The sequence below is a fragment of the Arthrobacter sp. zg-Y820 genome, assembly GCF_030142155.1.
Taxonomy (GTDB): domain Bacteria; phylum Actinomycetota; class Actinomycetes; order Actinomycetales; family Micrococcaceae; genus Arthrobacter_B.
In genome coordinates this window covers 2,930,149-2,953,710 of record NZ_CP126247.1, presented here as the reverse complement: position 1 = coordinate 2,953,710, position 23,562 = coordinate 2,930,149, and the positions used below count along the sequence as shown (strand labels likewise).

General features: G+C 67.0%; 25 protein-coding genes. 13 read left to right on the top strand and 12 right to left on the bottom strand.

The window, feature by feature from the left end; all coding sequences use genetic code 11:
* Positions 1–37: 37 nt before the first annotated feature.
* A complete protein-coding gene (locus tag QNO08_RS13345; RefSeq protein WP_229964975.1) occupies positions 38–832 on the bottom strand; it encodes an amino acid ABC transporter ATP-binding protein in 795 nt (264 codons plus the stop codon).
* A gap of 174 nt (positions 833–1,006) precedes the next feature.
* Between QNO08_RS13345 and QNO08_RS13340 the strand changes: the two genes are divergently transcribed.
* From QNO08_RS13340 to QNO08_RS13315, 6 genes are all read left to right on the top strand, one after another.
* Positions 1,007–1,777 carry an LOG family protein gene (locus QNO08_RS13340; RefSeq protein WP_229964976.1) on the top strand — a complete coding sequence of 257 codons (771 nt, stop codon included), beginning with the start codon at positions 1,007–1,009 and terminating at the stop codon, positions 1,775–1,777.
* 39 nt (positions 1,778–1,816) lie between these two features.
* Entirely contained in the window at positions 1,817–2,155 is a 339-nt protein-coding gene (locus tag QNO08_RS13335) for a DivIVA domain-containing protein (protein ID WP_229964977.1), read from the top strand.
* Positions 2,152–2,730 (top strand): DNA-3-methyladenine glycosylase I, encoded by a 579-nt coding sequence (locus tag QNO08_RS13330; RefSeq protein ID WP_229964978.1) that lies wholly within the window; start codon positions 2,152–2,154, stop codon positions 2,728–2,730. The genes QNO08_RS13335 and QNO08_RS13330 overlap by 4 nt, the downstream gene beginning before the upstream one ends.
* On the top strand, positions 2,720–3,976 hold the full coding sequence (locus QNO08_RS13325) for a putative hexosyltransferase (protein WP_229964979.1): 1,257 nt from the start codon (positions 2,720–2,722) through the stop codon (positions 3,974–3,976). Before QNO08_RS13330 ends, QNO08_RS13325 begins: the two co-directional genes overlap by 11 nt.
* 156 nt (positions 3,977–4,132) lie before the next feature.
* Positions 4,133–4,303 (top strand): DUF3117 domain-containing protein, encoded by a 171-nt coding sequence (locus QNO08_RS13320; RefSeq protein WP_229964980.1) that lies wholly within the window; start codon positions 4,133–4,135, stop codon positions 4,301–4,303.
* Between the two features lie 89 nt (positions 4,304–4,392).
* On the top strand, positions 4,393–5,976 hold the full coding sequence (locus QNO08_RS13315; RefSeq protein WP_229964981.1) for a leucyl aminopeptidase family protein: 1,584 nt from the start codon (positions 4,393–4,395) through the stop codon (positions 5,974–5,976).
* On the opposite strand, the gene QNO08_RS13310 is transcribed toward QNO08_RS13315, so the two are convergent.
* On the bottom strand, positions 5,973–6,608 hold the full coding sequence (locus QNO08_RS13310; RefSeq protein ID WP_229964982.1) for an O-methyltransferase: 636 nt from the start codon (positions 6,606–6,608) through the stop codon (positions 5,973–5,975). The genes QNO08_RS13315 and QNO08_RS13310 overlap by 4 nt on opposite strands.
* Before the next feature lie 155 nt (positions 6,609–6,763).
* Between QNO08_RS13310 and sigE the strand changes: the two genes are divergently transcribed.
* The 3 genes from sigE (at position 6,764) to QNO08_RS13295 (ending at position 8,924) form a co-directional block, all read left to right on the top strand.
* On the top strand, positions 6,764–7,483 hold the full coding sequence (gene sigE, locus QNO08_RS13305; protein WP_442860466.1) for an RNA polymerase sigma factor SigE: 720 nt from the start codon (positions 6,764–6,766) through the stop codon (positions 7,481–7,483).
* Positions 7,484–7,486: 3 nt separating this feature from the next.
* Complete coding sequence (locus QNO08_RS13300; protein ID WP_229964984.1) at positions 7,487–8,422, top strand: zf-HC2 domain-containing protein; 936 nt, start codon at positions 7,487–7,489, stop codon at positions 8,420–8,422.
* A 79-nt stretch (positions 8,423–8,501) separates the two neighbouring features.
* A complete protein-coding gene (locus tag QNO08_RS13295) occupies positions 8,502–8,924 on the top strand; it encodes a twin-arginine translocase TatA/TatE family subunit (RefSeq protein ID WP_229964985.1) in 423 nt (140 codons plus the stop codon).
* Positions 8,925–8,954: 30 nt separating this feature from the next.
* Here QNO08_RS13295 and QNO08_RS13290 read toward each other — a convergent pair whose 3' ends face one another.
* Genes QNO08_RS13290 through QNO08_RS13280 form a run of 3 tightly spaced genes read right to left on the bottom strand, consistent with a single transcriptional unit; the run spans position 8,955 to position 11,979 of the window.
* Positions 8,955–10,097 carry an Mrp/NBP35 family ATP-binding protein gene (locus QNO08_RS13290; RefSeq protein WP_229964986.1) on the bottom strand — a complete coding sequence of 381 codons (1,143 nt, stop codon included), beginning with the start codon at positions 10,095–10,097 and terminating at the stop codon, positions 8,955–8,957.
* Positions 10,098–10,100: 3 nt separating this feature from the next.
* Positions 10,101–10,703 carry a DUF1003 domain-containing protein gene (locus QNO08_RS13285; RefSeq protein ID WP_229964987.1) on the bottom strand — a complete coding sequence of 201 codons (603 nt, stop codon included), beginning with the start codon at positions 10,701–10,703 and terminating at the stop codon, positions 10,101–10,103.
* A complete protein-coding gene (locus QNO08_RS13280; RefSeq protein ID WP_229964988.1) occupies positions 10,696–11,979 on the bottom strand; it encodes a magnesium transporter in 1,284 nt (427 codons plus the stop codon). The genes QNO08_RS13285 and QNO08_RS13280 overlap by 8 nt, the downstream gene beginning before the upstream one ends.
* A 163-nt stretch (positions 11,980–12,142) precedes the next feature.
* Here QNO08_RS13280 and QNO08_RS13275 point away from each other — a divergent pair, with 163 nt between their 5' ends.
* Positions 12,143–13,060, top strand: a complete 918-nt coding sequence (locus QNO08_RS13275) for a YflT domain-containing protein (RefSeq protein ID WP_229964989.1) — start codon at positions 12,143–12,145, stop codon at positions 13,058–13,060.
* Between the two features lie 112 nt (positions 13,061–13,172).
* Here QNO08_RS13275 and QNO08_RS13270 read toward each other — a convergent pair whose 3' ends face one another.
* Positions 13,173–14,771 (bottom strand): aminopeptidase P family protein, encoded by a 1,599-nt coding sequence (locus tag QNO08_RS13270; protein ID WP_442860467.1) that lies wholly within the window; start codon positions 14,769–14,771, stop codon positions 13,173–13,175.
* Positions 14,772–14,873: 102 nt separating this feature from the next.
* Here QNO08_RS13270 and QNO08_RS13265 point away from each other — a divergent pair, with 102 nt between their 5' ends.
* Positions 14,874–15,722, top strand: a complete 849-nt coding sequence (locus QNO08_RS13265) for a PHP domain-containing protein (RefSeq protein ID WP_229964990.1) — start codon at positions 14,874–14,876, stop codon at positions 15,720–15,722.
* A 25-nt stretch (positions 15,723–15,747) separates the two neighbouring features.
* Here the strand turns inward: QNO08_RS13265 and QNO08_RS13260 are convergent, their stop codons facing one another.
* Both QNO08_RS13260 and QNO08_RS13255 read right to left on the bottom strand, forming a co-directional pair.
* Positions 15,748–16,695, bottom strand: a complete 948-nt coding sequence (locus QNO08_RS13260; RefSeq protein WP_229964991.1) for a DNA-methyltransferase — start codon at positions 16,693–16,695, stop codon at positions 15,748–15,750.
* Positions 16,696–16,714: 19 nt separating this feature from the next.
* On the bottom strand, positions 16,715–18,334 hold the full coding sequence (locus QNO08_RS13255) for a DEAD/DEAH box helicase (RefSeq protein WP_229965066.1): 1,620 nt from the start codon (positions 18,332–18,334) through the stop codon (positions 16,715–16,717).
* A 483-nt stretch (positions 18,335–18,817) separates the two neighbouring features.
* Here QNO08_RS13255 and QNO08_RS13250 point away from each other — a divergent pair, with 483 nt between their 5' ends.
* A complete protein-coding gene (locus tag QNO08_RS13250) occupies positions 18,818–19,543 on the top strand; it encodes a ferritin-like fold-containing protein (protein ID WP_229964992.1) in 726 nt (241 codons plus the stop codon).
* Between the two features lie 56 nt (positions 19,544–19,599).
* On the opposite strand, the gene QNO08_RS13245 is transcribed toward QNO08_RS13250, so the two are convergent.
* The 3 genes from QNO08_RS13245 to QNO08_RS13235 are packed head-to-tail and all read right to left on the bottom strand — an operon-like array spanning position 19,600 to position 20,811.
* The gene (locus QNO08_RS13245; protein ID WP_229964993.1) at positions 19,600–19,902 is read right to left on the bottom strand and encodes a hypothetical protein; all 303 of its coding nucleotides are present in this window, start codon (positions 19,900–19,902) and stop codon (positions 19,600–19,602) included.
* 23 nt (positions 19,903–19,925) lie between these two features.
* Positions 19,926–20,150 carry a DUF3107 domain-containing protein gene (locus QNO08_RS13240; RefSeq protein WP_229964994.1) on the bottom strand — a complete coding sequence of 75 codons (225 nt, stop codon included), beginning with the start codon at positions 20,148–20,150 and terminating at the stop codon, positions 19,926–19,928.
* A 46-nt stretch (positions 20,151–20,196) separates the two neighbouring features.
* On the bottom strand, positions 20,197–20,811 hold the full coding sequence (locus tag QNO08_RS13235; protein WP_229964995.1) for a TetR/AcrR family transcriptional regulator: 615 nt from the start codon (positions 20,809–20,811) through the stop codon (positions 20,197–20,199).
* Positions 20,812–20,927: 116 nt separating this feature from the next.
* Between QNO08_RS13235 and moeB the strand changes: the two genes are divergently transcribed.
* Entirely contained in the window at positions 20,928–22,118 is a 1,191-nt protein-coding gene (gene moeB, locus QNO08_RS13230; RefSeq protein WP_229964996.1) for a molybdopterin-synthase adenylyltransferase MoeB, read from the top strand.
* 37 nt (positions 22,119–22,155) lie between these two features.
* Here the strand turns inward: moeB and QNO08_RS13225 are convergent, their stop codons facing one another.
* Positions 22,156–23,511, bottom strand: coding sequence for a glutamyl-tRNA reductase (locus QNO08_RS13225; RefSeq protein WP_229964997.1), 1,356 nt, complete (start codon positions 23,509–23,511; stop codon positions 22,156–22,158).
* Positions 23,512–23,562: the final 51 nt, after the last annotated feature.

Genomic DNA, 23,562 nt, shown 5'->3' with positions numbered 1-23,562 from the left:
AATCTGGTCAAATGGTGAATCTGTGGAAAAGGCGGATCTAGTGGGCCAGGATCTTCCCCAGGAAGTCCTTGGCGCGGTCGCTCTTGGGCCGGGTGAAGAATTCCTCCGGCGTGGCTTCCTCGACGATCTGTCCGTCGGCCATGAACACCACGCGGTCGGCGGCCTTGCGGGCAAAGCCCATTTCGTGGGTCACCACGATCATGGTCATGCCTTCCTTGGCCAGGCCCACCATGGTGTCCAGGACTTCGTTGATCATTTCGGGGTCCAGCGCCGATGTGGGCTCGTCGAACAGCATGACCTTCGGTTTCATGGCCAGCGCCCGGGCAATGGCCACGCGCTGCTGCTGTCCGCCGGAGAGCTGGGCGGGAAGCTTGTTCGCCTGGTTCGCGACGCCCACCCGCTCCAGCAGGTCCATCGAGAGCTTCTTCGCCTCGGCGGACTTCATTCCCTTGACCTTGACCGGACCCAGGGACACGTTGTCGAGGATGGTTTTGTGGGCGAAGAGGTTGAAGGACTGGAAGACCATGCCGACGTCGGCGCGCAGCTTGGCCAGCGCCTTTCCCTCGGCGGGGAGGACCTTTCCGTCGATGGCGATTTCACCGTCGTCGATGGTCTCCAGCCGGTTGATGGCACGGCAGAGCGTCGACTTTCCGGAACCCGACGGGCCAATCACCACCACCACTTCACCGCGGGCCACGTCAAGGTTGATGTTCTGCAGGACATGCAGGTCGCCAAAGTGCTTGTTGACGTTCTTGAGTGAAACAAGAGGGGCGGCGGGATCAGGCGGTCCGGATTCAGGCAGGCCAGATTCAGGCGGTCCGGATTCAGGCATAGCGCCATCGGATGTGTCACGGGTCATAAGTAGAAGATAGTCAATGATTGTGTCCGAAATGTGTCGCAGTGCACACATTCGCCGAAATCGTGACGCAAGAGCAATCAAACCCGGCCGACGGCGGCCCTGCGGCGTGCATGAGCCTGCGCAGCACTTGTGGCTACCCTTGTAACCATGGAATTCAGCGACAACACGTCCCGTGCCCGTACCAGCAGCCCGCGCAAGCGGGGCCCGGTGGAACTGCGCCGGGCGCAGGCCGGCGCACCGCAGTCAGACCGCTACCTGCTTGATACCCAGGATCAGACCCACTTCACCCACACCGACCCGTGGCGGGTGCTGCGCATCCAAAGCGAATTCGTGGAGGGTTTCGGCACCCTCTCGGAGCTGGGGCCGGCGGTCAGCGTGTTCGGCTCCTCCCGCAGCGTGCCCGGATCGGCGTACTACAAGCTCGGCGAGGAGGTCGGCAGGCTGCTCGCGGAAGAGGGGCTCGCGGTGATCACCGGCGGCGGACCGGGCTCCATGGAAGCGGCGAACAAGGGCGCCGTTGAAGCTGACGGACTGTCGGTCGGGCTGGGCATCGAACTTCCCTTTGAGACCGGCCTGAACGACTGGGTGGACCTGGGGATCAACTTCCGGTACTTCTTCGTGCGCAAGACCATGTTCGTCAAGTACGCCCAGGGGTTCATCGTCCTGCCGGGCGGCTTCGGTACCTTGGATGAACTCTTCGAAGCCATGACCCTGGTCCAGACCCAGAAGGTGACGTCCTTCCCGATCGTGCTCATCGGCACCGACTTCTGGAGCCCGCTCCTGGACTGGGTCCGGAGCACGCTGCTTCAGGAGGGAATGATCTCGGCGAAAGACCTGGAACTGATCCACGTGGTGGACGATCCGGCGGAGGCCGTGGCGCTGATGATCGCCGACAGCGCCGGCCACGTCTCGCCGTAGCCGGGCGGAGGGCCGCGCCTCATCTGGCACGATGGTCCTGTGACAATATTCCTGGTCTTCGTGGCCGTTCTTGCCGCCGGGGCCGTCGCCCTCCTGGCAACGCGGCATCCGCCCTCCCGCCTGCCAGCAACGACCCGTGCCGACGGGCTGGCCGAGCCGGACCCCAGGATGCCCCCGGTCCTGCTGCCCGAGCAGGTGCAGCCGTCGGACATTGAGCGGCTGCGGTTTTCGGTGGCGCTGCGGGGTTACCGGATGGACCAGGTTGATGCCGTGCTGGTGCGGCTGGCGTCGGCGCTGGCCGAGCGGGATGCCGCGCTTGCCGCTGTCCGGGGCCGGCCCGGCGGTGCGCGCCCGGAGGAGCCGGGGGCGCTTTCATGAGCACCGTCGCCGGCACCGACGGACTGCTGCGCTGTCCCTGGGCCGTGGCCAGCCCCGACTACCAGCGGTACCACGACGAGGAATGGGGCCGGCCGGTCACCGGTGAGGCTGCCCTGTTTGAACGCCTCAGCCTGGAAGCCTTCCAATCAGGCCTGAGCTGGATCACGATCCTGCGCAAGCGCGAGGCCTTCCGGGCAGCGTTCTCCGGCTTTGACCCCGCTGCCGTGGCCCGTTTCGCCGATGCCGACCGGGAACGGCTGATGGCCGACGCCGGAATTGTCCGCAACCGGGCGAAGATCAACGCCGTCATCGCCAACGCCCGGGCACTGTTGGAGCTGCCCGACGGCGAGAGCCTGGAGCTGTTGCTGCAGAAGCACCGACCGGACCCGGGTCGCCCTGCGCCGCGGACCATCGCCGATGTTCCCGCGATCACCGCGGAATCCACGGCCCTGGCCAAGGCGCTGAAGCAGCGCGGCTTCCGCTTTGTCGGCCCCACCACCGCGTACGCCATGCTGCAGGCCACCGGATACGTCAATGACCACCTGGAGAGCTGCTGGGTGCGCAGTGAGGGGTAGGACCGCCACGGGAGAGGAACGTCCGCCGGCGTCGGGCCCCAACCGCGTCGTGGCCCAGACCGCGGCTGCGGCTGGGGCGGCCTTTACCCGCTGGCCCTGGTACGCGAAGGTCCTGGCGGTTTGGGCCGTGGCCCGCGTGTTCACCTTCGCGGTCTTCATGGCCGTGGCCGCCCAGCAGGGGCTGAATCCCTGGGGCTGGGAGGGCACGCCGTCGTACCTGCAGTTCATCGGAGCCTGGGACAGCGAGTGGTACCGGAATATCTTCGACGGCGGCTACCCGGGGGAGATCCCGCGCGACGCGACCGGACGCGCGCAGGAGAACGAATGGGCGTTCTATGCCCTCTTCCCGGGGCTGGTCCGGGCGCTCGCAGCCCTGACCGGACTGGGCTGGGAAGTGCTCGCGCCGCTGGTCGCCACCGCGGCCGGTTTCGGTGCCGCCCTGATGGTGTACCGGCTGTTCGCGCTTCGGGCGTCCGCCGGCACCGCGCTTTGGGGCGTGGCGTTTGTGGCGGTCTGCCCGGTGTCGCCGGTCCTCCAGGTGCCCTATGCCGAATCACTGAATCTGTTGCTGCTGGCGGCTGCGCTCTACCTGCTGCTAACCCGCCGCTACTTGGCCGCGGTGCCGGTTGTCCTGGTCATGTGCCTGTCCCGCCCGGTGGGCGTGGCCTTTGCCCTGATGCTGGGCATCCTGTTCGTCCGCCGCTGGATGCGACGCGGCAAGGAGCCCTTTCCCTGGTCCGAGGCCTGGCGGATGGTGGTCCTCGGCATCGCCTCCGGCGTCGGGGCGCTGGCCTGGCCGGCGATCGCCTGGGCGGTCACCGGGGAACTGCGCGCGTACACGGATACCGAGACCGCCTGGCGGGGAGATTCCCTGCTGCCGTTCAAACCCTGGCTGGTCGAGGCGGAACGGCTTTTCGGGCCGGTGCTGGGACCGGTGGCGCTGATCGTTCTGGTTCTCTTCACCGTGCTCTGCCTCAATTCCAGCGCCGTACGCCGGCTCGGCGTGGAACTGCAGGTCTGGTGCGCGGCGTACCTGATGTACCTGTTTGTCTTCCTGAACCCGCTGACCAGCACGTTCCGGCTGCTGTTGCCGCTGTTTCCCCTGGGCTTGGCCCTGGCCTGCCTCAGCAGCTCGCGCGCCTACCGCTGGGCCGTGGCCGCAGCGTTTCTGATCCTGCAGATTGTCTGGGTTGCCTGGCTTTGGCGGTGGACCCCGCTGCCCGGCGGAGGGGATTATCCACCCTGACCCTGTGGCGGGGAACACAAGAAATTTCGTTTGCGGCCTGTTTGTGCGGAATAATGAAGGACAATTGCCGCCGGAGCTGGTTATGAGGCCGTGCGACAGAGGATTACATGCGACTGGGGGATCGCCCGCAGCGCACTGTGAAAGGGGAACTGGAACATGGCTGCCATGAAACCGCGTACTGGGGACGGACCAATGGAGGTCACCAAGGAGGGGCGAAGTCTCATCCTGCGGGTGCCGATCGACGGCGGTGGGCGCCTCGTTGTGGAGCTGAACGCCGAGGAAGCGGGCAAACTGAAGGATTGCCTGCTGGGCGCGACGACGAGCTAGGAATCGAACCGATGCAGCGACCTCCCAAAGGATCAAAGGCAACCCCGGCATCCGGGGAAGCCAACAGGCCTGACCAGCAGGACACGGCGATGACCGCCGTGTCCGCTGTGGAGCAGCTGCTCGCACGGACCGGCGCCCCCACCGCCGGCACCGGGCTGCAGCCGGCGCCTGATGAAGGAGTTGACGTCCTGGCAGTGGCCATGGCGGCCGCTCCGACGACGACAGTCCGGGAGGACACGGACGAAGCACTGCATCCCACCCCGCAACCGCGCCGGGGCGCCGTCGAGACTGCGCTCTGGTACGAAGTGGACGTGGCCGCCCGTGCGGCCACCGCGGGAGTCACCGGAAAAGCCGGTGAAACGCTGCTGGTGGAACCGCCCTCCGCCAAAGCAGAGCTGCTCCCCGCAAAACTAATTTTCCTCGGTGTCGGGGACGAATCCGTCCGGAGCATGCGCCGCGCCGGCGCCGCCCTGGCCCGGGCAACCCGGGGAGCTGCCCGGATCCGCGCCGCAGTGGTGGACGGCCTGGCCCCTGCCGCGCAGCAGGCCTTTGTGGAGGGTTTCCTCCTGGGCGGATACCGGGCACCCAAACACGGCAAGACGCCTGCCGGCCCTCCGATGGCCCGCGAAATGCAACTGACGGGGCTGGACCGGGAGGCCCTCCGCATCGCCGAAATTACTGCCCGCGCCGTCTGGCTCGCGCGGGACCTGACGAACCTCCCGCCCGACACCGCTACCCCGGAGTGGATGGCAGCACAAAGCCGTGCCGTGGCGGCCCGCGCCGGACTGGAGATTTCAGTGCTGGACGAGGCCGAGCTCCGGCGGAAGGGATTCGGCGGCCTGCTGGCCGTGGGTTCCGGCTCCGCCCATCCGCCCCGGCTGGTGCAGATTTCCTACCGGCCGGCGTCCGGCGGCGGAGAACATATCGTGTTGGCCGGAAAGGGCATCACCTTCGATTCCGGCGGAATTTCGCTCAAGCCCCGTGATGCCATGATGACCATGAAGATGGACATGGCCGGGGCCGCCGTGGTCCTGGCCGCCGTCGAGGCCGCTGCCGCGCTCAGGATTCCGCACCGGGTAACCGCGGTGCTGGCGCTGGCCGAAAACGCCATCGGCGGATCGGCCTACCGCCCGGGCGACGTGGTGACCACGTACAACGGAACCACCGTGGAAATCGGCAACACAGATGCTGAGGGCCGGATGGTCCTCGCCGATGCCCTCGCGTACGCCGCTGCCGAGCTGGCCCCGGATGCCCTTGTGGACGTGGCAACACTGACCGGAGCCGCGGCCCTGGGGCTGGGCCAGCAGTACGGAGCCCTGTTCTCCAATACGCCGCAGCTGCTCAACGCGCTGGAAAAGGCCGGCGGCGACTCCGGCGACCGGGTCTGGCAGCTGCCGCTGGTGCACGAGTACGACTACGCCCTGGATTCGCACACCGCAGACCTTGCGCATGTCGCGCCGCCTGCCCTCAAATTCGGGGCCGGGGCCATCGTGGCTGCCCTGTTCTTGGAGAAGTTCGTCGACGGTGTGCCGTGGGCGCACGTCGACATTGCCGGGCCCATGCGTGCCGGTTCGGACAGTCATGAAATCGCCAAGGGCGCCACCGGCTTCGGAACGCGGCTGCTGATTTCCTATCTTCGGGACGCGCCGGTGGGCGGGGAACGCCGCTCCTAGGCGGTCTTCACCGCAAGCAGCAGCCCGTCGCCGGTCGGCAGGAGCGAGGAAACGAGGGACTCGTTTTCCCGGATGGCCTTGCCGACCTTGCGCATGGTGTTGGTGGTCGCCTCGCGGATGGCCGGGTCCGAGACCTTGCCGTGGTCCAGGGCGTCGTTGACCACCAGCAGGCCTCCGCGTTTCAGGAGGCGCACGGCCTGCGCCACGTAGACCGGGAACGACGGCTTGTCAGCGTCGATGAACACCATGTCATAGGCTCCGTCGGTCAGGCGGGGGAGGACTTCGGCAGCCCGCCCCGAAATGGTGCGTGTCCGGTTTCCCGCCACCCCCGCTTCCCGGTAGGCCTCCCGTGCCGCCCGCAGGTGGTCCACGTCAGAGTCAATGGTGGTCAGGACCGACTGCGGGCCCAATCCGCGCAGCAGGCAGACACCGGAAACACCGGCACCGGTTCCCACCTCCACCACTGTCTGGGCCTTGGAAGCGGCCGCCAGGACCGTGAGCGCCGCTCCGACGCCGGTGGATACGGGAGTGACCCCCAGCTCGTAGGAACGTTCCCGCGCGCGCAGCAGTACTTCATCCTCGAAGGGCAGCCCCTCCGTGTAGGACCAGTTGGTCTGCTTGTCGGCGCTCATTGGTGTCACTTTCATTGGAGGGAAGCGTGCTCAGTCAAGCTTAGGCCCCCGCAGCTGTCCGCCTGGCTTTCGCAGGGCGATGCGGCGAACAAAGAAGCGACGGAACCGCCCTTGTGTGCTCGCACCGGGCGTGCTAACAGAGAATTCCCAGACTGATGGGTCAACATAATTATGCAGGAAACAGAAGCGGATTATGCAGCAAAGAGAACCCGGGGGTCCGTTCGGCCCCGGCGCGGAAGCAAAGATCAGCGGAAGGAGGGAAGACCATGACGACGACGCCCTCAATGGCAGCCGACGGATCGGCTGACTCCGAGTGGGTTAGGCCCACCTGGGAGGAAGTGGTCACGGCGCATTCAGCGAAAGTCTACCGCCTGGCCTACCGGCTCACTGGAAATCGGCACGACGCCGAGGACCTCACCCAAGAAGTGTTTGTCCGTGTCTTCCGCTCACTGGCGAACTTCCAGCCCGGCACCTTGGACGGCTGGCTCCACCGCATCACCACAAACCTGTTTCTCGACCAGGCCCGCCGCAAGAGCCGGATCCGCTTTGACGGCATGAGCGATGAAGCCGAGAGCCGACTGCCCAGCAATGGCCCCGGTCCGGAGCGCAGCTTCGAATTCAACAACCTGGATGTGGATATTGTCCGCGCCCTGGACGAACTTCCCCCGGACTTCCGCGCCGCCGTGGTGCTGTGCGATCTGGAGGGGCTTTCCTACGACGAGGTAGCCCGCGCGCTAGGCGTCAAACTTGGAACGGTCCGCTCCCGCATTCACCGGGGACGGACCATGCTGAAGGAGAAGCTGGCGCACCGCGACCCGCAGCAGCGGAGGACCGGATCCCGGCTTGCCCTTCCACGCGTGGCGGGCGCCAACTGACCCATGCGCCATCCCAAACGCCTTCTGCAGGAGTATCTGGACAACACGGCCGGCCCCGCCACCACTGCGGCCGTAGAGACGCACCTCTCGCGGTGCGACCAGTGCCGGGCCGAAGCCGCACGGGAACGCCGCCGCCGGAGCCGCATGCGCTCGGCGCAGATCCCGGAACCCGGCCCGGAGCTTCGCGGGCGAATCGAACAAACCCCGCAGATGGGCGCTCCCGGAGCGGAGAACGGTTACGCCGCCGGGGCGGGGCACCACGGAGGCGGGACCCGGCACCTCGGCCTGATGTTTGCCGCCGGCGCAATCGCGGCCGTCGGGTTGGTCCTCTCCACGGCGTACCTGCTGGGCGGATTGTCCCCGGATCCTTCCCTGAATGCGTCGGCGCCCGGCCTGGCCTCCGGGTGGAGTGAGGTCACCGGCGGCGAGGCGAACCAACTGACCCGTGAGCAGATCGACGCACTGCGGACCCGCGGCTGGGCCTGCCCCGAACTGCAGGCCGAGGGAATGTCGCTGGTGGCGGCACATTCGGCCCGCATCGCCGGACAGCCCGCCGTCGTCATGACGCTGGAAGGGCAGGGGAGCACGGTAACCATCCACGAAGCCCGATCCGACAGCGGTGCCCGGGGGCCGGCGATCGACGGAATCAGCGGGCATTCGGTCCTTGACGAGGGCTTCATCCTCCAGGAGCAGGAATCCGGACCGGGCCGTCCCGACGTCTGGTTCCATCCGCAGCGTCCCCACCAAGCAGTGGTGGCCTCGCGGCGGGTAACCTACACCGTTTCCGCGGCTCCGTCCGGCGACGTCCTGGATCAGGCCGTCAGTGAGATCTCCCTCAGCGAGTCCTCCAGGCTGGTCCTGCACACCCCCGATACAGCTCAGGGCGTCTGGGAACGGATCCAGCGCGGGCTTTCCGCGATGACCGGCGCGGGGGCATAGTCTTGAGCGGGATCTTCGTTCGGCTGCCGGTCCGGCCGGCGAGTGGCCTGCAACGGTGCGGGAAAGGTAGTCTTCACAGGTGATCGGAATCAACGGCTATGAGCTGCTAGTGCTGGCCCTCCTCGCCGTGGTGGTGCTTGGCCCGGAACGCCTGCCGGAATACGCCTCCCAGCTGGCCCGGCTTGTCCGTGAACTGCGGCGCATGGCCACCGGAGCGCGGGACCAGCTCCGTGAAGAGGTGGGACCTGAAATTGACGAAGTGGATTGGCGCAAGCTTGATCCGCGGCAGTACGATCCGCGGCGGATCATCAAGGAAGCCCTGATCGACGATTTCGAGGATGCCGTCAAACCCGTCAGCGCGCGCCCCGAGCCGGCGGCACCCCGGGGAAACACCCGGCCGGGAGCCGAACGCACGGCCGCACCCTCCTCGCCTCCCGCCGTCACGCCGCTGATGCGGTTGAAGACCGGAGAACGGGCACCCTTCGATACTGAAGCGACCTAAGACCCGAAGCCGCCGCTCAGCGGTTGCCGGTCAGCGCGGCGTGACGTCCAGCTTCAGGCCGGAGAGTCCCCGCGGCCGACGAGCGAGCGAAGCGGCGATGCGCCGCAGCTCCGCGCCTGCCGACCCCTCCGCGGCGGCGGCTTCAGAGAGCACCACGGGTGCTCCGGCATCACCGCCGGTGCGCAGATCAACGTCCAGCGGGATGCTGCCCAGCAGTGGAATCTCCTTGCCCAGTGCATCGCTGAGCCGCTTGGCCACGATCTCCCCGCCGCCTGAACCGAAGAGTTCCATCCGTTCGCCGGTGGGCAGCTGCAGCCAGGACATGTTTTCGATAACTCCGGCCACGCTCTGCCCGGTTTGGGATGCGACGGACCCGGCGCGTTCGGCGACGTCGGCGGCGGCTGCCTGGGGAGTGGTGATCACGAGGATTTCCGACTGCGGCAGCAGCTGGGCCACGGAAATGGCAATGTCTCCGGTGCCCGGGGGAAGGTCCAGGAACAGCACGTCGAGGTCGCCGAAGTACACGTCCGTCAGGAACTGCTCCAGCGCCCGGTGCAGCATCGGCCCCCGCCACGCGACCGGAGCGTTGCCGGCCACGAACATGCCGATGGAAATTGTCTTGATGCCGTACGCCACGGGCGGCAGGATCATTTCGTCCACCCGCGTGGGCGGCTGGGTAATGCCGAGCAGCCCCGGAATGGAGAACCCGTGGACGTCGGCGTCCACGATCCCCACGCGGAGACCGGAGGCGGCCATGGCGGCGGCGAGGTTCACCGTGACGCTGGACTTGCCCACGCCGCCCTTGCCGCTGGCCACCGCATAGACCCGGGTCAGGGAGCCGGGCCGGTTGAACGGAATGTCTTTGGCCCCGCCGGGTCCGCGCAGCTGTTCCTTCAGGGCCGCCCGCTGCTCGGCACTCATGACGCCCAGATCAACGCGGATCCCGGTGATGCCCTCCACCCCGGCGAGGACGCGTTCGACGTCGGCGGTAATGGTCTCGTGAAGCGGGCACCCGGCGATGGTCAGCAGGATGCCAACGGAGGCGACGCCGTCGTCGTCCACTGAAACTTTGCTGACCATCCCCAGTTCCGTAATGGGACGCCGGAGTTCGGGGTCCAGGACCGAGTCCAGGGCCGCGAGGGCGCGGTCCGCCGTTAGCTGCGCTGCTGCCACGCCTTAGTTTTCCCTTCCGCCGGGATTGAGTTTGGGCATGCTGTCGGTGGAACCGGCCGCATCGGTGCGCCGCCGGTTTCCGCGGCGTGCGTGGCTCTCATCGGGTGCCTCGTTGGCCTCCAGCAGTTCCTCAAGGAGGCTGCGGAGTTCGGAGCGCACGTAATCGCGGGTGGCAACCTCGCGCAGGGTGATCCGCAGCTCAGCGATCTCCCGGGTCAGGTACTCGGTGTCCATCAGGTTGCGTTCAGCGCGTTCGCGGTCCTGGCGGACCGAGACCCGGTCGCGGTCATCCTGGCGGTTCTGCGCCAGCAACAGCAGCGGGGCGGCGTAGGAGGCCTGAAGGGACAGCATGAGGGTCAGCAGCGTAAAGCCCAGCGCGACATTGTCGAACCGCAGCGGTTCCGGCCCCCAGGTGTTCCAGATCAGCCAGAGCGCACAAAAAACCGTCATGTACACCAGGAACGCGGGCGTCCCCATGAACCGGGCAAAGTTCTCAGTGGCGCTGCCGAAGGCGTCCGGATTCGGAGAGAGCCGGGGCAGCCAGCGGGTGCGGGCGGTCCGGGGGGTATCCAGGCCGTTGGTTTGGGACTTCACTCTTTCAGCCATGTGTCCTTCCCTGCTTTGCATCAGTCGGGGCGTCGTCGGAGCGCCAGTCATCGGGGAGCAAGTGGTCCAGGACATCGTCCACCGTCACCGCCCCCACCAGTCGGCCGCCGTCGTTCACGACGGGCAGCGAGTTGAGATTGTAGGTGGCGAGCATCCGGGACACTTCGCTGATGCTCGCGTGGTCCCGGACCGGCTCCAGATCTGTATCAAGGATATTCCCCAGCGCTTCCGGAGGAGCCGCACGCAGCAGCTGCTGGATGTACACGACGCCGAGATACCGCCCGGTGGGCGTCTCCAGCGGCGGCCGGCACACATAGATCGAGGAAGCCAGGGCGGGAGTCAGTTCCTCACGGCGCACATGCGCCAGCGCTTCGGCCACTGTCGCCTCCGGCGGCAGGATCACCGGTACCGGCGTCATCAGCGAGCCGGCGGTGTCCTCCTCATACTGCATCAGGCGCCGCACGTCACGGGCGTCTTCGGGCTCCATGAGCTGCAGCAGCTCTTCCTTCTGCTCCTCGGGCAGCTCATTGAGGAGGTCAGCGGCGTCGTCGGGATCCATCTCCTCGAGGACGTCGGCGGCACGCTCCACGTCCAGTGACTGAAGGATCTGCACCTGGTCATCGTCCGGCAGTTCCTGCAGGACGTCGGCCAGGCGTTCATCCTGCAGCTCGCTGGCCACTTCGATGCGGCGCTTGCCGCTCATCTCATGCAGCGCCTCGGCGAAGTCCGCGGCCTTCATGTCATCATTCTGCGCAACGAACTGGGTGGCGGCCTGCGGCCCGCTGATGTCCCAGTGATAGATGTCCGTCCAATCGATGATGATTGGCTCGCCGCGCCGGCGCAGGGAGCGCAGCCGCGGCTGCGAACCGCCCCGCCGGACGAACAGGTTGGACACGTGCCAGTCGCCGGCGCGGTTCTGCTCAATGGCAATGTCTTCGATGGTTGCCTCGCCGCTGCCATCACGCAGCACGACCTTGCGGTCGAAGAGCTCGGCCACCACCAGCATCTCCGCTCCGCGCTGCTCAAAACGGCGGAGATTCACGAGGCCGGTGCAGATGATCTGCCCCGGGTCCATGGAAGTGATGCGGGTGATGGGAACGAACACCCGCTTTTTTCCGGGAACTTCCACCACAATGCCAACGGCCTGCGGCGGCCGGCCGGGGCCGCGGTCGAGCACGACGGCGTCACGCAGCCGGCCCAGACGGTCACCCAGGGGGTCGAAGACGTCGAGGCCGAGCAGGCGTGCAATGAAGACGCGGGTAGGATTTTTGCTCACATTCCAAGGCTACGGGGTGCCCGGCGCTTCCGCCGTATTTGGGTTCGGCTCCGGCCGCAGGACCCGGCAGCGAACGCGCCGGCAGTTGGGAAGGGACGCGGGGCGCCGTTCACTTCAAGCGATACACCCTCCGCCGGAGCGCCAAGTGGGACAGAATGGGAGGATGTCTAACCTTTTCGGTTCAAAGCCGCCACGCGATGAAGGCCGCAGCCTGCCCCAGGGAGAAACGGTGGGCCGCTACACGGCCTACCTGGACGCCCAGAAAGCGGTGGACTATCTGGCAGACAGCAAGTTTCCCGTCCAGATGGTCTCGATCATCGGCAATGAGCTGAAGTCAGTGGAGCGGGTGACCGGCAGTCTGTCCTACCCGAAGGTGGCGCTGTCCTCGGCCGCGACCGGCGCCTGGTTTGGCCTGTTTGTGGGACTGGCCCTGATGCTGTTTGCCGGCGGGGAATCCTACTTGTCGTTGATTCCCTCCATGGCGCTGGGCGCGGCCTTCTGGCTGCTGTTCGGGGTGCTGGCCTACGCCATGCAGCGCGGCCGGCGGGATTTCACGTCCATCAGCCAGGTCGTCGCCACCAGCTATGACGTGATTGTTGCCCCGCAGGCCGCCAATGACGCCCGTCGGCTGCTGCAGCAGCTGCCGATGATCGGGCAGCACGGCCATCCCCAGCCTCCGCAGAACCGGCCCCCATACCAGGGCACGCCGCCGTACCAGGGGCAGACTCCGCCGCAGGGCGGCCAGGGCGCAGCTCCGGACCGTCCGGCAAGCTGGGCCAATCCCTACGGCGCGGCGACCGGCCAGCCGCAGGCCCCGGCGGGCCAGCCCGACGCGGGACAGCAGGGGGCCGGCGGCACCCACGGCGCATCTGCAGCACCGGACTCCGCCGGAACCGTGCCCCGCGGCCAGTTCCCGGATCTTCCCGACGGCCGACCGCAGTACGGGGTGCGGCTTCCGCCGGCACCGGAGGCACCGGCGGATTCGGCGGATTCGGCCGAACCGCAGCAGAACAGCGCCGACGGGCAGAACAGCAGCAACGGTGCAGAAAACGGGAACAGCAGCACCGGCAGCAACCGCTAGCAACCGGCTACAGCCAACAGCAGAGGCTCCGCACCCAAGGGGTGCGGAGCCTCTGCTGGTTCCCGGCAACCTGGTTTATTCAGGCGGCTTGGGCCATTCCGGCGGGCCGGCGCTATTCAGCGGCGTACAGGCCAGCCATCCAGTTTTCGACGTCCTCGGGATTGCGCGGCAGGGCAGCGCTGAGGTTGACGGGACCGTCGGCCGTGATCAGGATGTCGTCCTCGATCCGAACGCCGATGCCCCGGTATTCCTCGGGGACGGTCAGGTCCTCGTCCTTGAAGTACAGGCCGGGCTCAATGGTGAAGACCATGCCCTCGGTGATGATGCCGTCCAGGTACAGGTCCTTGCGTGCCTGCGCGCAGTCGTGGACGTCCATGCCAAGGTGGTGGCTGGTGCCGTGCGGCATCCAGCGGCGGTGCTGCTGGCCTTCGCTGGAGAGTGCTTCCTCGAGCGGAACCGGAAGCAAGCCCCAGCTGTCGAGGCGCTCGGCCAGCACCCGGACAGCTGCGGCATGGACGTCGCGGAACTTGGCGCCGGGCTTGGCGGCGGCGAAGCCTGCGTCCGCTGCGTCCAGGACGGCCTGGTAGATCTTGCGCTGCACGGGGGAGTAGCTGCCGTTGACCGGAACCGTGCGGGTGATGTCTGCGGTGTAGAGGCTGTCGGCTTCCACCCCTGCGTCCAGGAGCAGGAGTTCGCCGGCGTTTACCGTGCCGTTGTTGCGGATCCAGTGCAGGACCGTGGCGTTGTTGCCGGCGGCGGCGATGGTGTCGTAGCCGAGGTCGTTGCCTTCTTCGCGTGCACGGGCGAAGAACGCACCCTCAACGACGCGTTCGCCGCGCGGATGGGAGATGGCACGGGGCAGCGCCTTGATCACCTCGGTGAAGCCGTTGACAGTGGCTGCCACGGCGGCCTTCATCTGCTCCACTTCCCATTCGTCCTTGATCAGGCGAAGTTCGGACAGCGCCTCGGTCAGTTCGCCGTCGAGGGCATCGAGTGCGCTGAGGTCCACGTTTTCCGGATCCATGGCGGTGTTGTAGCGGACGGTGTCCACCAGGGCGTCGACCATTTCGTCGACCTTGCGCAGCAGGCGGACGGAGATGCCGCCGAACTTCGGGTCGCCGACGTTGGAGGTGATGGCGGTTTCGGCTTCGTCCAAGTGGCGGGTCGGCAGGTCCAGCAGGGCGCTGACCTGCTCCAGTCCCAGGCGGGAGCCGATCCAGAACGCGCCGTAGCGGGCGTTGGAGTAGAACTCCTCGCTGTCGGTGCCGGCCAGCGGACGGAAGTACAGGACCGCGGTGTGGTTGCCGCCGTCGTCGCCGGTGCCCGGCTCCACCGGATCCAGCACGAGAATGGCATCCGGTTCCTGATCCAGCCCCAGTCCCGTCATGTGCGCAAAGCCGGAGTGCGGCCGGAAGCGGTAATCGGTGTCGTTGGAACGGACCTTCAGCGGGCCGGCGGGGATCACCAGGCGTTCGCCCGGGAAGCGCTCCGAGAGTGCACGGCGGCGCTGAGCCGCGTGCGCGGCGACTTCTGCACGGGCCGGAAGTGCGGCGTCGTCATCGGCCCAGCCCGTGGCCATGAAGGCCTTGTAGGCTTCGTTGGAGGGCTTCTGCGAACGGTTGTTTACGCGGTCATCCAGGGGCTGCCCTTCGGACAGCTCCTCGAGTCCGGACGCATCGGCGGTGGTCAGTGGATTCGCATCAGTAGTCACTCTTCCATGGTCTCACTGAGCAGCCGGGGCGGCCAAACATCCCGGGCTGCGCTGCCGTGCCGCAGGAGCATCGGGTGTGGCGGAACCAAGTAGATTGATGAGGTGAGAATCGACCTGCATACGCACTCAACAGTCTCCGACGGAACCCAGCCGCCGGCGGCCGTCATGAAGTCCGCCAAGGAAACCGGACTGGACGTCGTTGCCCTGACTGACCATGACTCGACCGCCGGCTGGGCGGACGCCGGGGAGGCGGCCCGCAGCATTGGCCTGACTCTGGTGCCCGGCATGGAGGTGTCCTGCCGCAGCAGCGAAGGCATCAGCGTCCACGTTCTGTCCTATCTGCACGATCCCGCGCATCCCGGGCTGCTGGCAGAGATCGCCCGGTCACGCTCGGCCCGGGTGTCGCGGGCGGAGTTGATGGTGCAGCGGCTGGCTGAAGACTTTCCCATCAACTGGGAGCTGGTCCAGGAGCATGTGGCGCCGGGGGCGACCATCGGGCGGCCGCACATTGCCGACGCCCTTGTTGCCGCAGGCGTGGTGCCGAACCGCTCCGCGGCGTTCTCAGGCATCCTCACCGCCCGCTCGCGCTACTTTGTGGCGCACTACGCCCCGGACCCGGCCCGCGCCGTCGAACTGATTCGGGAGGCCGGGGGCGTGCCGGTGTTCGCCCATCCGGTGGCATCCTCCCGGGGCCGGGTGGTCGGTGAGCAGACCTTCGCCGACATGATCGACGCCGGATTGCTTGGCGTCGAGGCCGACCACCGGGACAACCCGGTGGAGGGCCGCGCCTGGCTGCGGCAGCTGGCGGCAAAGAACTCCCTGCTGGTCACCGGCTCCAGCGATTACCACGGAACGGGCAAGCCCAATCTGCTGGGAGAATTCACCACGGCACCGGACGTACTGGAGCAAATCACGGCGCTGGCCACCGGATCCCCAGTGATTTCGCCCTAGGACTTTTTGTCCACGGCAACGGGAGCTAACTGACGGCCTCTGCCGTCACCGCGCCGGCAGCGACAGCGGCGGCTGCCGCAGCTGCCGCAGCTGACGCGGCAGCCACCGCCTCGCTCGGCACCAGATCCGCGGCATGCCCCAGCCGTTTGGCCATCACCTCGATGGCCTGCGGGTTGGCATCCACGCAAACAAACCTGCGGTTCAGCTTCGCAGCGACGGCGCCGAGCGTTCCGGAACCGGCGAAGAAGTCCAGAACCCAGTCGCCCTCGCGGCTGCTGGCTGCCACCGTGCGGCGCAGCAGTCCCTCGGGCTTCTGCGTGGGATAGCCGGTTTTTTCCTTGCCGGTGGGCGACACAATGGTGTGCCACCAGACATCCGTCGGCAGCTTGCCCAGCGCCACCTTCTCGGGGGTGACCAGCCCCGGGGCCATGTACGGCTCACGGTCCACCTCGGCGTTGTCGAAGTGGTACGCGGCAGGGTTCTTCACATACACCAGGATGTTGTCGTGCTTGGCGGGCCAGCGGTTCTTCGCCCGTCCGCCGTAGTCGTAGGCCCAGATGATCTCGTTGAGGAAGCAGTCCCTGCCGAAAAGGGCATCGAGCATGACCTTCGCGTAGTGCACCTCCCGGTAGTCCAGGTGCACGTACAGGGTTCCGTCGTCGGCCAGCAGCCGCCAGGCTTCAGCCAGGCGCGGTTCCAGGAACGCCCAGTAATCCTCGAACGCGTCGTCGTAACTGGAGAGCAGGCCCTTGACCGTGCTGTAGCTGCGGCCCTTGAACCCGACGCGGTCGCCGCTGCCGTCGGCGCTGCGGACCATGGTGGTCTGCTGCCGCCGCTGGGACCGGCCGGTGTTGAACGGAGGATCCACGTAGATCATGGTGAAGGCGCCGTCGGGCAGGGTGGGCAGGAACACGGCGTTGTCCGCGTGCACCACCAGCGACCTGCCGTCCGGCGACCAAAGGGGTGTGCTCATGGGCTGTGGCGCTGCCCGGCTATTCGGCGGCGGGTGCGGCGTCGCCCACCACTTCGCCGTTGCGGCGGCGGGTGCGGGTCCGGCGGGGACGGCCGGCAGCGCTGTCCGCGGCAACCGCTGCCGGCGCCTCGGCCTTCTGGGCGGGCGCGGCTGCGGAGTCGTCGGAGCGGCGCGGGCTGTCGCGCTTCTCCGACCGCGGCCGGTCGCTGCTGCGTGTGCGGTCACTGCCGCGGGGGCGGTCACCGCGCGTGCCGCCGCGGGAGCGGTCGCTGCCGCGGGAACCGTCGCGGGCGGGGGCCGCGGCGTTCTTCTTTCCGGTTTCGCCCAGGTCCTCGATCTTTTCGGCGCCGATGCCGGCCAGAGTGCGCTTGTTGCGCGGCAGCCGGCCCTTGGTGCCCTCGGGGATGTCCAGGTCGGTGTACAGGTGCGGGGAGGAGGAGTACGTTTCCACCGGCTCGGCCTGGTCCAGGCCCAGGGCCTTGTTGATCAGTCCCCAGCGGGGGACGTCGTCCCAGTCCACGAAGGTCACCGCGGTGCCCTTGTTGCCGGCGCGGCCGGTGCGGCCCACGCGGTGCAGGTAGGTCTTCTCGTCTTCGGGGCACTGGTAGTTGATGACGTGGGTGACGTCGTCGACGTCGATGCCGCGGGCCGCGACGTCGGTGGCGACGAGAACGTCCACCTTCTCGTTGCGGAAGGCACGCATGGCCTGTTCGCGGGCGCCCTGGCCCAGGTCGCCGTGCATGGCGGCTACGGCGAAGCCGCGGTCGGCCAGTTCCTCGGACAGCTTGGCGGCCGTGCGCTTGGTCTTGGTGAAGATGATGGTGCGGCCGCGGCCCTTGGACTGCAGGATGCGGGATACCACTTCGCTCTTGTCGAGGTTGTGGGCGCGGTAGACAACCTGGCGGATGTCCTTCTTAGTCAGGCCCTCGTCGTCGGGATCGGCGGCGCGGATGTGCGTGGGCTTGGTCATGTAGCGGCGCGCCATGGCGACGACGGCGCCGGGCATGGTGGCCGAGAACAGCAGCGTCTGGCGGACGGCGGGGGTGGCCGCCATCAGGGTCTCGACGTCGGGCAGGAAGCCCAGGTCCAGCATTTCATCGGCTTCGTCGAGGACGACGATGCGGACGTTCTTCAGCGACAGGTGCTTTTTGTTGTACAGGTCGATCAGGCGTCCGGGGGTTCCGACGACGATCTCCACGCCGGCGGCCAGGGACTCGATCTGCGGTTCGTACGCACGTCCGCCGTAAATCGTGACGATCCGGGCGCCGCGGCGCTTCGCTGCGGTGGAGAGGTCGCCGGCCACCTGGACGGCGAGCTCGCGGGTCGGGACGACGATCAGGGCCTGCGGTGCGCCGGGCACGGCGAGGGAGGCGTACGCTTCGTCGTCCGGGGCGATGACGCGCTGGATGGCGGGAATGCCGAAGCCGAGTGTCTTGCCGGTACCGGTCTTGGCCTGGCCAATGATGTCGTGGCCGCCCAGAGCCACCGGAAGCGTCATGGACTGGATCGGGAAGGGATGGGTAATCCCGGCCTCGGCCAGCGACTCCACGATGTCGGAGCGGACACCGAAATCGGCGAAGGTCAGGTCCGGAATTTCAGCTGCCGCCTGTGAAGTGGCAAGGGTCTCGGCGACGGTCAGAGCTTCGTTGCTGTCGTCCGCGGTGAGGTGGCGGTTGTCGTCCACCTGGGTAAGTTCAGTGTTCAATTAAATACCGTTCAGTTAGGCATCGCGGCGCCATGCTCGACGAGTGGCTGTCAAAGCCCATACCGGAGCGGGTGGCACGCGCATGATGCGTCCAGCGGAAGCCGATCGCGGGCTAACAACTGCAGGTCCGCCGCGGTGCATCGGGCACGGGAGGCGGCCAAAAATATCAAGATCGCGTAGGTATTGCGGGTCTGGCTAAGGTCTATCAGACGACCGGGCATCCTTTTACTACCCTCCAAGTCTACCCGGTGGTCGCCGGTGACCGCGCATTGGCAGCGGGTGCGGCGTGCGGCCGGGCGGCAGCCTGTTCTTTCGGTGAAAAGGCAGCTGGAAGGCAGGCGGCAGGTCGGAGGGGTCCGCTGTGGCCTGCGCCCGCCGGTGCGGTCCCGGCGGGGCACCGGCGGTACGCTGGGATCCATGACTAACCGGACACGCCCCGAGCCAGTTGCCACTTCCGGCCCGGAGATTCCGGACCCTTCGCTTGACCCCGCGGAGCTGTACCGACGCTTCCTGTCGGACCTCTTCGGCGTCATGGCCTACGGGGAGCTGTCAGCGTTCGAGCGCATGTCCTCCGACGCCCGGTTTTCCCCAACACTGCATGACCGCACGGTCCTGGGCCGGCTCGCCGTGCGCGAGTATGAACACTATGAACGGGTGACGGGCCACCTTCAGTCGCTGGGTCTGGATCCCGAGGCGGCGATGCGGCCGTTCCAGCCGTCGGTGGACGCCTTCCATGACCGGACCCGTCCCGCTGACTGGTTTGAGTCGCTGATGAAGTTCTACGTCACGGACGCCATTTCCGATGACTTCTATCAATCGGTGGCTGCGCGCCTGGACCCGGCGACGGCGGATCTGGTGCTTGGGCTGCAGGAAGCAGAACCAACGGGGGCGGTCCTTGAGGCGCGGCTTCAGCAGGCGCTGGCGGATGATCCCCGGCTGTCCTCGCGCCTGGCCCTGTGGGGCCGCCGGCTGGTGGGCGAAGCCCTGACCCAGGCGCAGCGCGTGGTCCTGGAGCGTGCTGTTCTGGGCGGACTGCTGCAGGACACGGATCAGGGCCTTTACGAGGATGAGGTCAAGAACCTCTTTGCCGCCCTCACGCGCAACCACTCGCGCCGCATGAGCAGGCTCGGGCTCACTGCCTGACCGTGCGACCTGAGATCCCTGCTGGCCTCACGCGCCGGACCGGGGCAGTTCCGGGGCTAGGACCGCAGCACCCGCTCCAGTTCCGCCGTATCCCGCGCCTCGCGCGCCGGGCCCAGGACAAGCGCCGTGCCAACGGCACCGACGGCGCCGATTACCGGAGGAAGAACCCAGACGAGCCAGTGCAGGTCAGGATCCGAACCGGCGCCGGCCAGTTGCAGGAGGATCCAGGACAGCATGCCGGCAACCAGGGCCAGCCCCGGGAGCAGGAAGATGCCGTAGCGGGACCGGCGCCGGTCAGCGCCCCATACGACGAAACCGACCGCCAATGAGGCTAGGGCGGTGACGATCAGGCTGGTCATCTTCCTGTCTTCCGGTTCGGAGGCTACAGGGCGCCGAAGCCGACGCGCCGAACCTCTTCGGCACCAATTTCCACATAGCCGATCACACCGGCCGGAACCATGATGAGACGGCCCTTGTCGTCCTTCAGGCGCAGTTCCTTCTGCGCGGTCAGGGCCTCTGCCACCACATCGGCAACGGCGTCGGCGTTCTGGCTCGACTCAAAGACAATTTCGCGCCCAACATTCTGAATACCGATTTTTACTTCCACCGTGGTGCCTCCTGTATTAATGAACGTATCCGGTTCGAAATCTACTCTAGATCTCCTTGGGGAACCGGCTGATTCCGCGCCAAGCTAAACGGTAAATGAGTTCGGAGGCCGCATCGATGTCCAGGTCTCCGTTAGTCTCCAGCCAATAGCGGGCGCTGACCTGCGCCATTCCGGCAAGCGCCCGGCCCAGCAGGGTGGCTTCCACGGGGGAAAGCTTGGTGTCCTCAGCGATCACGCCGGCAATACTGCTGGCGAAGCGGGCATTAAACTCCTCGATCCGGGCGCTGACCTCCGCATCGTTCGTCAGGTCGGATTCGAACACCAGCCGGTGGCCCTGGCTGTCCTGCGCCACAAAGCGGAAGTATGCCCGCATCGTTTCCCGGACGCGCAGCTTGTTGTCAGTGGTGGAGTTCAGCGCCGACGTAAGGAACTCCGTCAGTGTTCCCAGATGGTTCTCCAACAGCGCCAGATACAGCTCGCGCTTGCCGGGAAAATGCTGGTAGAGCACGGGTTTGCTGACACGGGCCGCTTCGGCGATGTCATCCATGGCGGCTCCGTGGAAGCCGTTGCTGACAAAGACCTCCTGCGCGGCGCTCAGCAGCTGGCGGCGGCGTTCCTCCCGGGGGAGCCGGGTTGCTTTGCCGGTTTGCTGGTTGCTCACGTGTTTGGACCTCTCAACAACACCGGGCCGAAGCGCCCGGAGAACGGACTTCAGTTTACCCGCGGGTAATAAGCGCGAAAGGTTCCGCGGCGCGATTGGGTACTAGATTGGGAGCCATGACTGAGCTTCAGACCGCACTGCCGCCGCTGGTCGAGCCTGCGGCAGGGCTTACGGGCGAGGAAACCCTTCGATATTCCAGGCATTTGATTCTGCCTGAATTCGGCATGCAGGCGCAGCAGCGCCTGAAGAATGCCCGGGTCCTGGTGATCGGCGCCGGCGGGCTGGGATCGCCGGCGCTGCTGTATCTGGCGGCCGCAGGGGTGGGAACCCTGGGCATCCTGGACGACGACACGGTGGAGGCCTCCAACCTGCAGCGCCAAGTGATCCACGGGGTCTCCGACGTCGGCAGCTCCAAGGCGGAGTCGGCCCGCCGCAGCGTCCTGGAACTCAACCCCCTCGTCGAGGTCCGGCTGCATCCGGTGCGGCTGGACGCCTCCAACGCGGTGGACATCTTTGCCGGCTACGACCTGATCCTGGACGGCACCGACAACTTCGCGACCCGCTACTTGGTGAACGATGCCGCCGAGATCCTGGGCAAACCCTATGTCTGGGGTTCCATCCTGCGCTTTGACGGCCAGGTGAGTGTTTTTTGGGGAAAGCACGGCCCGACGTACCGGGACCTTTACCCCGAGGCTCCGCCGCCGGGTTCGGTACCTTCCTGCGCCGAGGGCGGGGTGCTGGGTGTGTTGTGCGCGCAGATCGGCGCGGTGATGGTCAATGAGGCCGTGAAGCTGATCACCGGCACCGGGGTGACGCTGCTGGGACGGGTCCTGGTGCTCAATGCCCTGGACATGGTCTGGCGGGAGATCCGGGTGCGGAAGGACCCGGCGGCAGTGCCGGTCACCGAGCTGATCGACTATGAGGCTTTCTGCGGCCTGCCGGAAGGAAGCGGCGCCGGCCGGGGGAGCGGTGCCCAGGTGCCTGCTGTGGGAGTCCATGACCTGCAGCGGCTGCTTGCCGCGCGGCTGGCCGGTGCCCGGGACTTCGACCTGCTGGATGTCCGGGAGCCCGGCGAGCACGCGATCGTGAGCATCGACGGAGCGCTGCTGATGCCGCGGGCAGGAATCCTCTCGGGGGAGAACCTTCCGGAGCGCGGGCGGGAGCTGTACGTTCACTGCAAATCAGGGGTGCGGTCGGCCGAAGTGGCGGCCTTCCTCCTGGGGCAGGGCTACACCGACGTATTTAATGTGTCCGGCGGAATCCTGGAGTGGGTGCGGGAAATCGAACCGGCCAAGCCGGTGTACTGAAATGCCGGAGAACTGAGAAGCCGGCGCTGAGATCCGGCTAGGCGGATTCCGCCGTGTCCGAGTCGTCGATCGAGGCAATTCCGGCGTGCCCGGCCGGCAGGCTGCCGTGCGCGGGGGCGGCGGGCCGGCGCGTGACCGGCTGGTCCGGGGTGATGCCGAAGAGGGCTTCGAGTCCCTTGATGTAGTCGTCCTGCTGGCCGCTGGCAGCCAACTCGCGGGCGCGGACCGTGGGCACGTGTAGCAGCTGCTTGACCATGCGGCGCATGGCGAATTCCACTTCCTCAGCAGCACCGGTGCAGCCGTGCTGGGCGCGGACCTTTTCCAGTTCCGAGTCCAGGACATTCAGCGTGTGCCGGCGCAGCGCCACGATCGCCGAATCCATTTGCCGGCTCAGCTGGAGCTCGGAAAACTGCTTGGCGGCGTCGGCCACGATGCCGCTGGCCTGCTTCAGTGATTCGGCCTGCTCGGCCGGCGCGGCAAGGCGCACCGATTCCAGGGTGATCAGGTCCACGCCGTCCACTTCGCGCACGGCGGGCTCGAAATCATGTGTCAGGGCCAGGTCGATGATGATCAGCGGCTTGTTGCTGTGGGCCCGCACGCGGCGGATGTCCTTGGCGCTGACCTGGCTGTCGCTGCCGCTGCAGCCGATCACGACGTCGGCAGCGGCCAGGGCTGCGGGAAGGGAATCCCGTGTCAGCGGAGTGCCGCCGCGGGAAGCCGTGAAGGACTCGGCGCGCTCGGAGGAGGAGTAAACGCTGATCTCGGTGCAGCCGCGTTCCTTGAGCAGTGCCATGGTGGCGCCGGCGTAGGCGCCGGTGCCGAACACGACCACTGACTTGTTCCGCCAGTCGATGTCCACGGAAAGGTCGGTGGCCAGTTCCAGGGCGACCGACACAATGGACAGCCCCCGTTTGCCCAGGGCAGTCAGGGCGCCGACATCCTTGGCGGTGCGGGATGCGGTCTGGAAAAGCCGGGTCAGGCCGCCGCTGGCGGTGCCTTTTTCCTGGGCTTCGATCAGTGCCCGCCGGACCTGGCCGGCAATTTCGCGTTCGCCCACGACGGCGGAGTCCAGGCCTGCGCCGACGGCGAACAGGTGCTTGGCAACCGATTCGCCGGTGTTCGTGGTGAAGGAGCGCGAAACGAGGTCCTTGTTCAGTCCCGAGTGGCGGCTGATTTCTGCGACGACGGCGGAGCGGGCAGCTTCAATGTCCGCCTCCGACTTGGCCTCGCAATAGACCTCGAACCGGTTGCAGGTTGCCAGGACAACTGAGCCTGACACCGCCGACCCGGTTTCGAGCAGGGAAGTAGAGACCTGGGACGCGCCGGCGCTTAGGCGGGCAACAGTCTCCAGATCAACATCGGAGTGCGTCGCAATAAGGGAAAGTAGAACCACAGTGAGTCAATACTAGCCACCGCTGCCGCCGTACCCTCAATAGGCGCCCCT